This is a genomic window from Pseudomonas sp. AF03-9, from assembly GCF_020515815.1.
Classification (GTDB): Bacteria; Pseudomonadota; Gammaproteobacteria; order Pseudomonadales; family Pseudomonadaceae; genus Aquipseudomonas.
Window position 1 is genome coordinate 12,482 of the sequence record NZ_JAHPJF010000006.1, and the last position, 14,400, is coordinate 26,881.

A 14,400-nucleotide genomic window follows, 5' to 3' on the forward strand; every position below is an offset into this window, starting at 1 on the left:
AAAAGCACGAATGCATGCAAAAACAAATGTTGACTCTCAAATGAGAATCGTTATGATTATCACAACTGGTCGCGAGATCAGCCGATAACTGAAAGACCATTGGTTCGGACTCTCAGATTATCTCCTCATCAGGCTAATCACGGTTATTTGACCCGGCTCTTGCCGGGTCTTTTTTTGCCTGCGCAAAAGTGCGTTTCAGCGCGCAATGATCAGCGGATGCCCCCGTTCCGGATGCGGCTGTACCAACACATCCAAACCGAACACTGCCTTGAGCGGCTCCGGCTGCATCACCTGTGCTGGCGTATCCAGGGCATGGGGACGCCCCGCCTCCAGCAGCAAGATCCGGTCACAGTAACGCGCCGCCAGATTCAGGTCGTGAAGAATCACCAACACTGCCGCGCCGCGATCGGCGAAGGTGCGGATAGCCTGCAAGGTCGTATGTTGATGCAAGGGGTCGAGCATCGATGTCGGCTCATCCAGCAACAATGTCTGCCCAGCCTCCCCCGGCCACAGCTGCGCCAGGACTCGCGCCAGGTGCACGCGTTGACGCTCGCCGCCGGACAAGGCGAGATAACTGCGACCGCTCAAATGCCCGACATCCGCCGCCAGCAGGGCCGCCGCGATGATTTCATCATCGCGCATCCGCCCGGTCTGATGGGGCAAGCGGCCCATGCCCACGACTTCTTCGACGCGAAAGGCAAACTCCAGGGACGAAGACTGCGGCAACACCGCCAAACGTTGCGCGCGCTGCGAACCACTCCACTCGCTCAGCGGGCGCTGATCCAACCATACGCCGCCCAGATCCGGCGGCAACTCACCGCACAACGCACCGAGCAGCGTGCTTTTGCCCGCGCCATTGGGGCCCAGCACACCGAGTACTTCACCCGGCAGCAGCTCCAGGGTGACATCCGCCAGCACGGTTTTGCGGCCGCGACGGATCTGCAGGTCTTCCACACGCAGCATCAGGCACGCCCCCGCAACAACAGGTAGAGAAAAAATGGCGCGCCGATAAACGCAGTCACAATACCGATGGGCAACTCCGCCGGCGCCAAAGCCAGCCTGGCCACCAAGTCGGCAAACAGCAACAAACTCGCCCCCGCCAGCACCGACGCCGGCAGCAACACCCGATGATCCGGCCCCGCCAGCAATCGCACCAGATGCGGCACCACCAAGCCGACAAACCCGATCATCCCCGCCGCCGCCACGGCTGCGCCCACACCGAGGGCCGTACAGAACACCAACTCGCGCTTGAGCCGCTCAACATCAACCCCGAGATGGCTGGCCTCGGACTCGCCCAGCAGCAGCGCATTCAAGGCCTTGGCCCGACGCGGCAGCCACAACGCGACAGCGGCACTCACCAGCAGCAACGGCCACAGCCGCGAATAGCTGGCGCCATTGAGGCTGCCCATGTTCCAGAAGGTCAGGGTGCGCAAGGTGGCGTCGTCCGCCAGATAAGTAAACAGCCCCACCGCCGAACCCGCGAGCGCCGTAAGAGCGATGCCGGCCAGCAGCATTGTCGCGACGTTCGTCTGCCCGTTATGCCGCCCCAGCCGATACACCAGTGCGGTGACCCCCAAGCCACCGAGAAACGCACACAATGACAACAAATAAGGGCCGAACGCTTGCGGCAAACCGCCAAAAAAAGCGCCGCCGACAATCGCAATCGCCGCCCCCAACGCCGCGCCGCTCGACACCCCGACCAGCCCCGGGTCCGCCAGCGGATTGCGAAACAGGCCCTGCATCGCCACGCCCGACAACGCGAGCACCCCGCCCACCGCCAGCCCCAGCAACGTACGCGGCAAACGGATCTGCCCCAGGATCAGCTCCGCCTGCTCCAGCCCTTGGGCCTCGACAGGGGCGCCCATCAAGCGCAAAGCCGCGCGGAGCGTATCCAACAACGGCAGGCTGACCGGCCCCAGGGCCAATGAGAGCCAAATCGCCAACACACACAACAGCGCCAGCCCGATAAACAGCGTCTTGGGTTTAACCAGAGTGGTCATGGGGCAGGCTTGGCCTGGGACGGATAAAACCCGGCGGACAATTGCTTGAGGCTTTGCGGCAAGCGCGGCCCAAGCCCACCGACCAAGAGCGTGGGGTCCAGCTCAAACACCCGCCCCCCTTTGGCCGCCGGGGTTGCAGCCAGGATCGGGTTCTCCCTGAACAGGGCCGCCCGCGCCGCATCACCGCTCAGGGCGCGATCAGAGAACACCAGCACATCAGGGCTCAAGCCAGCCAGCGACTCTACCGAAAACGGCTTGTAACCACTGTGGGTCGCCAGGTTGCGTCCACCGGCCTGCTGCAACACCCAGTCCGCCGCCGTATCCTTGCCGGCAATCAGCGGCTTGCCACCCGAATGACCGAGCAACAGCAATACACCCGGGGCCTTTTGCGTGGCTTGGGCCTTGGTCAACCAGTTCCTCTGCTGATCCAGAGCCTGCTCATATCCGCTAAACAACTCATTGGCCTTGGTTTCATCACCCAGCAACTTGCCCAAGTGCTGGAGGGTGCCCTTCAGCGTCGGCAGATCCGGCTGGGCCGAGAACATCTCCACCTGCACGCCCGCGCTGCGGATCTGCGCCAGCACCGGCGGCGGCCCCATCTCCTCGGTGCCCACCAGAATCTGTGGACGCAGGCTCAGGATGCCCTCCGCCGACAGTTGTCGTTGATAACCAATACTCGGCAAGGCCTTGAGTGAGGCCGGATGCTGGCTTGTGGTGTCCACCCCCACCAGCTTCGACTCGCCCCCCAGGGCCGTCACCCACTCCGAAAGCGCCCCACCGGCACTGACCCAGCGTTGTGGCCGTTCAGAGGCGTGTGCCCCGAGGTTGAACAGCAGTCCGACAACAAGCGCAATAGCGCTGGCACTCAAGCGCATAACAGGGTTTCCTTCCAAAGGCGGGCCTTACGGGCACTCATCGATGTGACAGATAATCCCTGCCGGGCATCGTACTGGGCGCCCAGTCAGCTGACGGGCGAAGCCTGCATTTGATAATTGTTTGCATTTGAACGTCAAGGCACTTAAGGATTGAAATGAAGTTTCTCTGCCCCTCCGACACCCTCGCCCACGACAGCAGCCGCGGTTTTGAAATCGATGGCTGCAAACTGTTGGCGGTGCGCCGTGACGGCGTTGCCTACTTCTACATCAATCGCTGCCCTCATCGCGGCATCCCGCTGGAATGGCAGCCGGACCAGTTCCTTGACACCAGCGCCAGCCTGATCCAGTGCGCCACCCACGGTGCCTTGTTCCTGATCGAAAGTGGCGAGTGCATCTACGGCCCGTGCGCCGGCCAAAGCCTCACCGCCCTGCCCGGCCGTGAAGACGCACAGGGCTTGTGGGTGGAACTCTAGTCGAGCAGTACGTCCAGGCGACGCTCTACGCATACTTCCAGCGGCGTGACCCGCACGCCATACGCCAACACTTGTACACCGGCAGCCTTGGCCTCACGCAATGCCGCCGCGTAAGCGGGATCGATTTCCACGGCCGGGCGCACCGCCTCAATCCCCGAGAGGTTGACGCAATACAACTGCACCGCCCGTACCCCTTCGCGGGCCAGGTGCGCCAACTCGCGCAGATGCTTGGCTCCGCGCTGCGTTACCGCGTCCGGGAACGCCGCGACCGCACTGCCATCGAAGCCCAGGGTGACACTTTTGACTTCCACATAAGCCACACCGTCGGGGTATTCCAGGCGAAAATCGATGCGGCTTTTCTCCTGGCCGTACGGCACTTCACGCTTGAGTGCGGTGAAGCCATTGAGCTCAGCGATCACCCCGGCGTGCAACGCCTCCTCGACCAACTGATTGGCGCGTGCCGTATTGACGCAGGCCAGGCGGCCCTGGGGTGTCTCGGCGATTTCCCAGGTGCCGGGCAGCTTGCGCTTGGGGTCATTGGAACGACTGAACCACACCTGCCCGCCTTCCACCATGCAGTTGAGCATCGAGCCAGTGTTCGGGCAGTGAATAGTCAGCAACTCGCCGCCAACGGTTTCGATATCGGTGAGAAAGCGCTTGTAACGACGGATCAGCCGCGCTTCTTCGAGGGGAGGATTAAAACGCATCAGCCTTGCCAGCTCCGCAACCCATGGGCGATCCGATCCACCGCCTCTTGTAGCCGCTCAAGGTTTTGCGTGTAGGCAAAACGCACATGATGGCTGGCCTGATGGCGACCGAAATCCAGCCCCGGCGTAAACGCCACATGTTCGGTTTCAAGGAAGTGTCGACAGAACGCGAAGGCATCACCACCGAACGCGCTGATATCGGCATACAAATAGAACGCCCCCTCCGGCTCAACCGCAATGCCAAAACCCAGTTCACGCAGGGCCGGCAGCAGGAAGTCGCGACGACGGCCGAATTCGGCGCGGCGCTCCTCGAGGATGCTCAGGGTGTCCGGGGTGAAACACGCGAGCGCGGCATGCTGGGCCATGCTGGGTGCGCTGATGTAGAGGTTCTGCGCGAGTTTCTCCAACTCCCCGACTGCAGCCGGTGGTGCTACCAGCCAACCCAGGCGCCAGCCGGTCATGCCGAAATACTTCGAAAAACTATTCAGGACGAAGGCGTCATCGTCCACTTCGAGCACGCTGGCGGCATCGGTGCCGTAGGTGAGGCCGTGGTAAATCTCGTCCACCACCAAGTGACCGTGACGCGCCTTGATTGCCGTCGACAAGCCAGCCAGTTCGTCGCGCGTGAGAATGGTGCCGGTCGGGTTGGCAGGGGAAGCGACCAGCGCGCCCACACTGTCCTGGTCCCAATGCCTGGCCACCAGCTCGGCGGTCAGTTGGTAGCGCACGTCCGGGCCCACCGGCACCAACTGCGCCGCGCCCTCCACCAGCCGCAGGAAGTGGCGGTTGCACGGGTAGCCAGGGTCGGCCAGCAACCAGTGCTTGCCCGGATCCACCAACAAGCTGCTGGCCAACAACAATGCACCTGAGCCCCCAGGCGTGATCAGGATGCGCTCCGGGTCGATATTCAAGCCGTAACGTTGCTGGTAGAAACCGCTGATCGCTTCGCGCAACTCAGGTAGGCCGCGGGCTGCGGTGTAACGGGTCTTGCCATTGGCCAGCGCCGCCTGGCCGGCACGGATAATCGGCTCGGCGGTGGTGAAGTCCGGCTCGCCGATTTCCAGGTGGATCACGTCATGCCCGGCGGCCTGCAGCTCATTGGCACGTGCCAGTAACGCCATGACATGAAAAGGTTCGATGGCGCGACTGCGCGCACTGTAGGGCTGGACCATTAGCCTTCCTTAACGGTGAGGACAAAATCCGGATTCTACCGAACCCACGCGGTAAAACATGTTCTATTGCCTGCCCGGCTATCCGCGCAGGCCGGGCAAGCGCCTGCAAAACGACTAAAATCAAGATTCGAGACAGTGCATGCCCAGCTACGACGGGCCGCCGCAGTTTGCGACGCCTTCGCCACGGCCTCGACAACCGGGAGTGGCGCACCCCGAATCTATCTGGTAAGTTCGCCCGCTTGCAGCCGCAGGGCCGGCAGGTGTCGGTGATGTTGCAATCCTGCGCAATGGATTAGAAGAGTGAGAGGCGGTCTATTCATGTCCACCCAAGCAAAGCAACAGCAGACTCAAGGCCTCAGCGGCTTCGAACCCTATGTGGAAAAGAAGGGCGAAGAGTACATGGGCGAGCCCATGCGCGAGCACTTCACCAAGATCCTGAACAAGTGGAAACAGGACTTGATGCAGGAGGTCGACCGTACCGTTGACCACATGAAGGACGAAGCAGCCAACTTCCCTGACCCGGCAGACCGTGCCAGCCAGGAAGAAGAGTTCGCCCTCGAACTGCGCGCCCGTGATCGCGAGCGCAAGTTGATCAAGAAGATCGACAAGACACTGCAAATGATCAAAGACGAAGAATACGGCTGGTGCGAGTCCTGCGGCATCGAGATCGGTATTCGCCGCCTCGAGGCCCGTCCTACCGCAGACATGTGCGTGGACTGCAAGAACCTTGCGGAAATCAAGGAAAAGCAGGTCGGCAAGTAATCCTTGCGAGCTGAACAAATGGGGCGTGCAAACGCCCCATTTTTGTTTCTGGCGTTTACCGTTTTTCCAGTAGTATCCGGCCCATGACAGCCTCTACCTATATCGGGCGCTTCGCCCCCACGCCCAGCGGCCATTTGCACTTTGGCTCCCTGGTCGCAGCCCTCGCCTCCTACCTCGACGCCCGCGCCAATCAAGGCCGCTGGCTCATGCGTATGGAAGACCTCGACCCTCCCCGTGAAGAGCCCGGCGCCCAGGCAGCCATCCTGCATGCGCTGGAAAGCTACGGCTTCGAATGGGACGGCGAACTGGTCCGACAAAGCGAGCGGCATGACGCCTACGCCAAAGTGTTGAACGATATGTTCAACCATGGCCTGGCCTACGCCTGCACGTGCTCGCGCAAACAGCTGGAGCCCTACAACGGGATCTATCCCGGCCTGTGTCGCAACGCCGGTCACGATCAGCAAGATGCCGCAATCCGTTTGCGTGTGCCGGAACTGGAGTATCACTTTACCGACCGGGTTCAGGGCGAATTCCGACAGCACCTGGGCCGCGATGTCGGCGACTTCATCATCCGTCGCCGCGATGGCCTGTACGCCTATCAACTGGCCGTGGTCCTCGACGACGCCTGGCAAGGTGTTACCGATATTGTCCGCGGTGCCGACCTGCTCGACTCCACGCCACGCCAGTTGTATCTGCAAGAACTGCTGGGCCTGCGCCAACCGCGCTACCTGCACGTACCACTGATCGTCCAGCCGGACGGTAACAAACTGGGCAAGTCCTACCGCTCCCCACCGCTGACGCCAGACCAGGCCACGCCTTTGCTACTGCGGGCACTGCGCGCCCTCGGCCAGCAACCCGGCGACGAGCTGTTGCACGCCAGCCCACGGGAACTGCTTGATTGGGGCATCCTGCACTGGGATGCGGCACAGATCCCCCGCACACTCACGCTGGCCGAAGCGCAATTGAGCTGAAGGCGCTTGCAGCTTGCCCACCATCCGTTACCATCGCCGCAGTTTTCTAATCAGAGGCCAACATGTACATCTATCGATTGGTCCTGCTGCTGGTCGTCGGGATCTACCTGTTTTCTCCCGCCATCATGGATTGGTGGATCGACGCCACGGGCGCCTGGTATCGCCCGTATCTGCTGTGGCTGATCCTGATCGTCGTGACTTTCATCCTGCAGAGCCAAAAAGATGCCGATGAGCTTTAGTCTCACCCAGATGCTACTGGTCAGCGCCGCCTACCTGGCCGCGCTGTTCGGGGTGGCCTGGATCAGTGAGCGCGGAATGATTCCGCGGGCGATCATTCGCCATCCGTTGACCTACACCTTGTCCCTCGGCGTCTATGCCAGCGCCTGGGCGTTCTACGGTACGGTGGGCCTGGCCTATCAGTACGGTTATGGTTTTCTTTCCAGCTATCTCGGCGTGTCCGGCGCGTTTCTGCTGGCACCGGTGTTGCTGTACCCGATCCTGAAAATTACCCGCACCTACCAGCTGTCGTCCCTGGCCGACCTGTTCGCCTTCCGCTTTCGCAGCACCTGGGCTGGCGCGCTGACTACGATTTTCATGTTGATCGGCGTGCTGCCGCTGCTGGCCCTGCAGATCCAGGCGGTGGCTGATTCCATCAGCATTCTCACCCGCGAGCCCGTGCAGCATCGCGTCGCCCTGGCGTTCTGCGCACTGATCACACTGTTCACGATCTTCTTCGGTTCGCGCCATATCGCCACCCGCGAGAAGCACGAAGGCCTGGTGTTTGCGATTGCCTTTGAATCGGTGATCAAGCTGATCGCCATCGGCGGCGTCGGCCTGTATGCGCTCTACGGCGTGTTCGACGGCCCGCAACAGTTGGAACTGTGGCTACTGCAAAACCAGACCGCCCTCGCGGCCCTGCACACACCTTTGCAGGAAGGCCCGTGGCGCACGTTATTGCTGGTGTTCTTTGCCTCGGCGATCGTGATGCCGCACATGTACCACATGACCTTCACTGAAAACCTCAACCCCCGCTCGCTGGTCAGTGCCAGTTGGGGCTTGCCGCTGTTCCTGTTGCTGATGAGCCTGGCGGTGCCGCTGATCCTATGGGCCGGCCTCAAGCTGGGCGCGACCACCAACCCTGAATATTTCACCCTTGGTATCGGCATTGCGGCCAATAGTCCGGCCTTGGCGATGTTGGCGTATGTCGGCGGTTTATCGGCGGCCAGCGGGCTGATCATCGTCACCACGCTGGCGCTCTCGGGCATGGCGCTCAACCACTTGGTGCTGCCGCTGTACCAGCCGCCGGCCGAAGGCAATATCTACCGCTGGCTGAAGTGGACGCGCCGTGCATTGATCGTCGCGATCATCATGGCCGGCTACGGCTTCTACCTGCTGCTCGGCGCCGGGCAGGACCTGGCCAACCTGGGCATCGTCGCGTTTGTCGCCACCTTGCAGTTCCTGCCGGGGGTGTTGTCGGTGCTGTACTGGCCGACAGCCAATCGCCGCGGTTTCATCGCCGGGCTGCTGGCCGGGATCCTGGTCTGGACGGTGACCATGCTGCTGCCGCTGGTCGGCAACTTGCAGGGCTTCTACATCCCGCTGCTGAACATGATCTACGTGCTCGACGACACCAGTTGGCACATGGCGGCGATTGCATCCCTGGCCGCCAACGTCCTGATGTTCACCCTGATCTCGCTGTTCACCAATGCCAGTCCCGAGGAAACCAGCGCCGCCGAAGCCTGCGCGGTGGACAACGTGCGCCGCCCGCAACGGCGCGAACTGCACGCGGCCTCACCCCAGGAATTCGCCACGCAACTGGCGAAGCCACTGGGCGCCAAGGCCGCGCAAAAGGAAGTCGAGCAGGCCCTGCGCGATCTCTACCTGCCGTTCGACGAACGTCGCCCGTACGCGCTGCGCCGTCTGCGTGATCGCATCGAGGCCAACCTGTCCGGCCTGATGGGTCCCAGCGTGTCCCAGGACATGGTGGAAACCTTTCTGCCCTACAAGGCGGGCGGCGAAAACTACGTCACCGAAGACATCCATTTCATCGAAAGCCGGCTGGAGGACTACCACTCGCGCCTCACGGGCCTTGCCGCCGAACTCGACGCCTTGCGCCGTTACCACCGCCAGACGCTGCAGGAACTGCCGATGGGCGTCTGCTCCCTGGCCAAGGATCAAGAGATCCTGATGTGGAACAAGGCCATGGAAGAACTCACCGGCATCGCTGCGCAACGGGTCGTCGGCTCGCGCCTCAATACCCTGGGCGAGCCGTGGAGAGAGTTGCTGCAAGGTTTCATCAACCTGCCCGACGAGCACTTGCACAAACAGCACTTGGCCCTCGACGGCCAGACCCGCTGGCTGAACCTGCACAAAGCCGCCATCGACGAGCCCCTGGCGCCGGGCAACAGCGGCCTGGTGTTGCTGGTGGAAGATTTGACCGAAACCCAGATGCTCGAAGACAAGCTGGTGCACTCCGAGCGGTTGGCCAGTATTGGTCGCCTGGCAGCCGGTGTGGCCCACGAGATTGGCAATCCGATCACCGGTATCGCGTGCCTGGCGCAGAACCTGCGCGAAGAGCGCGAGGAGGACGGTGAAATCACCGAGATCAGCGGGCAGATCCTCGAACAGACCAAGCGCGTATCACGCATCGTGCAGTCGCTGATGAGCTTTGCCCACGCCGGCGCCCATCAAAATCAGGACGAAGCGGTGTGCCTGGCCGAAGTGGCGCAGGACGCCATCGGGCTGCTGGCCTTGAACCGACGAAATTTCGAAGTACAGTTTTTCAACTTGTGCGACCCGGACCATTGGGTCGATGGCGACTCACAGCGTCTGGCCCAAGTGCTGATCAACCTGTTGTCCAATGCCCGTGACGCGACCCCGGCCGGTGGTGCGGTACGCGTCAAGACCGAGGCTTTCGAGCATACGGTCGACCTGATCGTCGAGGACGAAGGCAGCGGCATTCCACAGAACATCATGGACCGATTGTTCGAACCCTTCTTCACCACCAAGGACCCGGGTGAAGGCACCGGTCTGGGCCTTGCACTGGTCTATTCCATCGTTGAAGAGCATTATGGACAAATCACCATCGACAGCCCGGCTGACACCGAAAGCCAACGCGGCACCCGTATTCGGGTGACCTTGCCGCGTCATGTCGAAGCGACGTCCGCTGTGAACTGAGACCGTCGAGAGAATTGAATCAATGCCGCACATTTTGATCGTCGAAGACGAAACCATTATCCGCTCTGCCTTGCGTCGCCTGCTTGAACGTAATCAGTACCAGGTCAGCGAAGCTGGCTCGGTACAGGAAGCACAGGAGCGGTTCAGCATTCCCACGTTCGACCTGATTGTCAGCGACCTGCGCTTGCCGGGCGCACCTGGCACCGAGTTGATCAAGCTTGGCCAAGGCACCCCGGTGCTGATCATGACCAGCTACGCCAGCCTGCGCTCGGCGGTGGACTCCATGAAGATGGGCGCGGTGGACTACATCGCCAAGCCTTTCGACCATGATGAAATGCTCCAGGCCGTGGCCCGTATCCTGCGCGACCGTCAGTCGGCCAGCAGTACCCCTGCCGAGCCGCGTCCAGCCGGCAAAGCGGCCGACAAGCCAGGTGTCGACAACAGCAATGGCGAGATCGGCATCATCGGTTCCTGCCCGCCGATGCAGGACCTGTACGGCAAGATCCGCAAGGTAGCGCCTACCGATTCCAATGTACTGATCCAGGGCGAGTCGGGCACTGGTAAAGAGTTGGTGGCCCGTGCCCTGCACAACCTGTCCAAGCGCGCCAAGGCACCGATGATTTCGGTGAACTGCGCGGCAATCCCGGAATCCCTGATCGAGTCCGAACTGTTCGGCCACGAAAAAGGCGCCTTCACCGGCGCCAGCGCCGGGCGTGCGGGCCTGGTGGAAGCGGCGGACGGCGGCACCTTGTTCCTCGACGAAATCGGCGAACTGCCATTGGAAGCGCAGGCACGTTTGCTGCGTGTACTGCAGGAAGGCGAGATTCGCCGCGTCGGTTCGGTGCAATCGCAGAAGGTCGACGTGCGCCTGATCGCCGCGACTCACCGGGATCTCAAGAGCCTGGCCAAGATCGGCCAGTTCCGTGAAGACTTGTATTACCGCCTGCACGTGATTGCCCTCAAGCTGCCGGCCCTGCGCGAGCGTGGCGCCGACGTCAACGAGATCGCCAACGCGTTCCTGCAACGCCAGAGTGCACGCATCAACCGTACCGACCTCAAGTTCGCCCCGGATGCCGAGCAGGCGATCCGGCATTACTCGTGGCCGGGCAACGTGCGGGAACTGGAGAACGCGGTGGAGCGTGCGGTGATTCTGTCGGAGAGCCCGGAAATTTCCGCCGAGCTGCTGGGTATCGATATAGAGCTCAGCGACCTGGAAGACGACGACTTCATCGGCCTGGCCCCACAACAGGGCGGCGCCAACGCTACCAGCCATGAGCCGACAGAAGACTTGTCACTGGAGGACTACTTCCAGCACTTCGTCCTCGAGCATCAGGACCACATGACCGAAACCGAACTGGCACGCAAGCTGGGCGTGAGCCGCAAGTGCCTGTGGGAACGTCGCCAGCGCCTGGGCATCCCACGGCGCAAGACCGGGGTGGCCAGCGAAAGCTGAGGGTGTGACCCCACAGGTAACACCCTCAGATGTGAAAAAACTGTTACCGATGATTTTCACGTAACAAAAGCCGGGGCTTACGGTAACGAAGCCCCGGCTTTTTTTTGCCCGCCAAAAGCCCAAAAACCGCTCAAACCCCCGTTTTTATTGGGCGGTGCAAAAGTTGGCACGCACCCTGCTATATGCTTAGTACAAAAACAATAACAAGCTTTGTACAAGACAATAAAAATAAGACGAATCGACTCACGCATAACAAAAACAACACGGCGGAGGCGCAGCTAACTGATTCTTTTGGAGAGGCGTTGCATTTGGGGCTTGCCCCGCAACCAGGCCGAGAACAACAAAAACTGCCCTAAGGCAGAGCCTGAACTGGTTGGATCGTAGATCAGCAACACAGCGACCAAAGCAATCCGTTTGCTCTTGACTCCCGATTGGGAGTGTCATGAAGGTGAAGCTTCATGGCGAGGGCGATCAACAAAAACAAGAAGCCCGCAATCAATAATAAAAATAGAGCACGCAACTACTTCTGGGGGAGCTTCGGCTCCCCTTGTAGTTTCCGGAATTTGACCACCAAAGGCTTATGGCGCAATGCCTGTAGCTTGTTCCTACACCATCCCCTGACTAAATGCTAGAATCCCCGCCCATCATGCGGTCATTCTTCGTTATGGCCGAACATTCCTTCAAACAGTGCATCCCATGCTGAAGAAGTTGTTCCAGTCATTCCGTTCCCCCTTGCGTCGTACGCAACACAAACGCAGCACGCCTGAAGTGCTCAATAGCAGCCAGCATTCGCTGCAACGCGCTCAATTCAGCCGTTATGCGGTGAATATCGTCGAACGCTTGCAGAACGCTGGCTACCAGGCTTACCTGGTCGGCGGCTGTGTGCGCGACATGTTGCTCAACATCACGCCCAAGGATTTCGACGTCGCCACCAGCGCCACGCCTGAACAAGTGCGCGCCGAGTTCCGCAATGCACGCATCATCGGCCGTCGCTTCAAGCTGGTGCACATCCACTTTGGTCGCGAGATCATCGAGGTCGCGACCTTCCGCGCCGGCCACCCGCAAAACGATGAAGAGGAAGACACCAACCAGTCTTCCCGCAACGAAAGCGGACGCATCCTGCGCGATAACGTCTATGGCAGCCTGGAAGAAGACGCGCAACGTCGCGACTTCACCATCAACGCCCTCTATTACGACCCGGTCAGCGAGCGCATCCTCGATTACGCCAACGGCGTACACGACATTCGCAACAACCTGATCCGCCTGATCGGCGACCCGACGCAGCGCTACCAGGAAGACCCGGTGCGCATGCTGCGGGCGGTGCGGTTTGCCGCCAAGCTGAACTTCGGTATCGAGAAACACACCGCCGCGCCGATTCGCGAGCTGGCACCGATGCTGCGGGAAATCCCTTCGGCGCGCCTGTTCGAAGAAGTGCTCAAGCTGTTCCTCTCGGGCCACGCCGCCGATACCTTCGAAATGCTCGTCGACCTGCAGTTGTTCGACCCCCTGTTCCCGGCCAGCGCCGAGGCGTTGGAGTACAACCCGACGTACACCCACACGCTGATCAGCGAGGCATTGATCAACACCGACCTGCGCATCAAGCAGAACAAACCGGTAACCCCGGCTTTCCTGTTTGCTGCCTTGCTGTGGCCTGCCCTGCCGAAACGCGTCCTGCGCCTGCAAGAGCGCGGCATGCCGCCGATTCCGGCCATGCAGGAAGCGGCTCACGAGCTGATTGCCGAGCAGTGCCAGCGCATTGCCATTCCCAAACGTTTCACCATGCCGATCCGCGAGATCTGGGACATGCAGGAGCGCCTGCCGCGCCGCAGCGGCAAACGCGCCGACCTGCTGCTCGACAACCCGCGCTTCCGTGCCGGCTACGACTTCCTGCTGCTGCGCGAAAGCGCCGGCGAGCAGACCGACGGCCTGGGCGAATGGTGGACCGATTATCAGGACGCCAATGACAGCGAGCGCCGCGACATGATCCGCGACCTCGGCAGCAAAGGCGATGGCGCCAGCGAAGGGCCCAAGAAACGCCGACGCAGCGGCAGCAAGCGCAAACGCAGCGCGGCCGACGCCTCGGGCGAATAAACCGTGGAACGTATCTACATCGGGTTGGGCAGCAACCTGGCTGCCCCGGACCAGCAATTGCGCAGCGCCATCGAGGCGCTGGCGTTATTGCCCGGCACCACGCTCGTCGGCGTATCCGCCTTCTATCAAAGCGATTCCCTGCTCCCGGGCCAACCGCGCTACACCAACGCGGTGGCCGCGCTGGACAGCGACCTCGCGCCGCTGGCCCTGCTGGATGCGCTGCAGGCCATCGAAAACGACCAGGGCCGCGAGCGCCTTGAGCGTTGGGGCCCACGCACGCTGGACCTGGACATCCTGCTGTTTGGCGATCGCCTGATCGACGAGCCGCGCCTCAAGGTGCCGCACTACCAGATGCACTTGCGGCCCTTCGTGCTGTACCCGCTGGCCGAACTGGCGCCGAGCACCCTGCAGTTATCCGACGGCCGGCAACTCAGTGACCTGTTGGCTGCGTGCCCATTCGTCGGACTGGAACGCATCCTTCCAGACTGACTCGATCAATGTGGGCGCTTCGGCACTGTAAAAACGGCTGATCCCTGCTGAATCGCATCAGTAACAGCGGTAACACCGCCATCGTAACAATGCGGTAACACATCCAATTGACTTCCCGTGTCCTCCTCACGACTATAGGCGTCCCGCTGCCGCCAACCCGGCACTGAAGGGCGCAATCCAGGCCTTATAAGCACTGCTCTCAAGACAGTGCGCCTGTATAAACGAAGACT

The 14,400-nt window shown here is 61.4% G+C and carries 13 protein-coding genes; 8 read left to right on the top strand and 5 right to left on the bottom strand.

Annotated elements, in window-relative coordinates:
• Positions 1–195: 195 nt before the first annotated feature.
• Genes LIY36_RS11120 through LIY36_RS11130 form a run of 3 tightly spaced genes read right to left on the bottom strand, consistent with a single transcriptional unit; the run spans position 196 to position 2,875 of the window.
• On the bottom strand, positions 196–963 hold the full coding sequence (locus LIY36_RS11120; protein ID WP_226455714.1) for a heme ABC transporter ATP-binding protein: 768 nt from the start codon (positions 961–963) through the stop codon (positions 196–198).
• Positions 963–1,946, bottom strand: a complete 984-nt coding sequence (locus LIY36_RS11125; RefSeq protein ID WP_226455849.1) for a FecCD family ABC transporter permease — start codon at positions 1,944–1,946, stop codon at positions 963–965. The genes LIY36_RS11120 and LIY36_RS11125 overlap by 1 nt, the downstream gene beginning before the upstream one ends.
• Positions 1,947–1,996: 50 nt before the next feature.
• Positions 1,997–2,875 (bottom strand): heme/hemin ABC transporter substrate-binding protein, encoded by an 879-nt coding sequence (locus tag LIY36_RS11130; protein WP_226455715.1) that lies wholly within the window; start codon positions 2,873–2,875, stop codon positions 1,997–1,999.
• Between the two features lie 155 nt (positions 2,876–3,030).
• Between LIY36_RS11130 and LIY36_RS11135 the strand changes: the two genes are divergently transcribed.
• Entirely contained in the window at positions 3,031–3,348 is a 318-nt protein-coding gene (locus LIY36_RS11135; RefSeq protein WP_226455716.1) for a Rieske (2Fe-2S) protein, read from the top strand.
• Here the strand turns inward: LIY36_RS11135 and sfsA are convergent.
• Positions 3,345–4,055 carry a DNA/RNA nuclease SfsA gene (gene sfsA, locus LIY36_RS11140; protein ID WP_226455717.1) on the bottom strand — a complete coding sequence of 237 codons (711 nt, stop codon included), beginning with the start codon at positions 4,053–4,055 and terminating at the stop codon, positions 3,345–3,347. The genes LIY36_RS11135 and sfsA overlap by 4 nt on opposite strands.
• Positions 4,055–5,227, bottom strand: coding sequence for a pyridoxal phosphate-dependent aminotransferase (locus LIY36_RS11145; RefSeq protein ID WP_226455718.1), 1,173 nt, complete (start codon positions 5,225–5,227; stop codon positions 4,055–4,057). Before LIY36_RS11145 ends, sfsA begins: the two co-directional genes overlap by 1 nt.
• A gap of 318 nt (positions 5,228–5,545) precedes the next feature.
• Here LIY36_RS11145 and dksA point away from each other — a divergent pair, with 318 nt between their 5' ends.
• The 7 genes from dksA to folK all read left to right on the top strand — a co-directional run bounded on the left by dksA (position 5,546) and on the right by folK (position 14,170).
• Positions 5,546–5,989 (top strand): RNA polymerase-binding protein DksA, encoded by a 444-nt coding sequence (gene dksA, locus LIY36_RS11150; protein WP_192298902.1) that lies wholly within the window; start codon positions 5,546–5,548, stop codon positions 5,987–5,989.
• An 83-nt stretch (positions 5,990–6,072) separates the two neighbouring features.
• The gene (gene gluQRS, locus LIY36_RS11155; protein WP_226455719.1) at positions 6,073–6,960 is read left to right on the top strand and encodes a tRNA glutamyl-Q(34) synthetase GluQRS; all 888 of its coding nucleotides are present in this window, start codon (positions 6,073–6,075) and stop codon (positions 6,958–6,960) included.
• 62 nt (positions 6,961–7,022) lie between these two features.
• Positions 7,023–7,199 (top strand): hypothetical protein, encoded by a 177-nt coding sequence (locus LIY36_RS11160; RefSeq protein WP_003176118.1) that lies wholly within the window; start codon positions 7,023–7,025, stop codon positions 7,197–7,199.
• Entirely contained in the window at positions 7,183–10,137 is a 2,955-nt protein-coding gene (locus LIY36_RS11165; protein WP_192298904.1) for a sensor histidine kinase, read from the top strand. The genes LIY36_RS11160 and LIY36_RS11165 overlap by 17 nt, the downstream gene beginning before the upstream one ends.
• A 22-nt stretch (positions 10,138–10,159) precedes the next feature.
• Positions 10,160–11,590: a sigma-54-dependent transcriptional regulator gene (locus tag LIY36_RS11170; RefSeq protein WP_192298905.1), complete on the top strand. Its 1,431-nt coding sequence runs from the start codon at positions 10,160–10,162 to the stop codon at positions 11,588–11,590.
• A gap of 696 nt (positions 11,591–12,286) precedes the next feature.
• The gene (locus LIY36_RS11175; RefSeq protein ID WP_192298906.1) at positions 12,287–13,681 is read left to right on the top strand and encodes a polynucleotide adenylyltransferase PcnB; all 1,395 of its coding nucleotides are present in this window, start codon (positions 12,287–12,289) and stop codon (positions 13,679–13,681) included.
• A 3-nt stretch (positions 13,682–13,684) separates the two neighbouring features.
• A complete protein-coding gene (folK, locus tag LIY36_RS11180) occupies positions 13,685–14,170 on the top strand; it encodes a 2-amino-4-hydroxy-6-hydroxymethyldihydropteridine diphosphokinase (RefSeq protein WP_226455720.1) in 486 nt (161 codons plus the stop codon).
• The last annotated feature ends 230 nt before the right edge of the window (positions 14,171–14,400 follow it).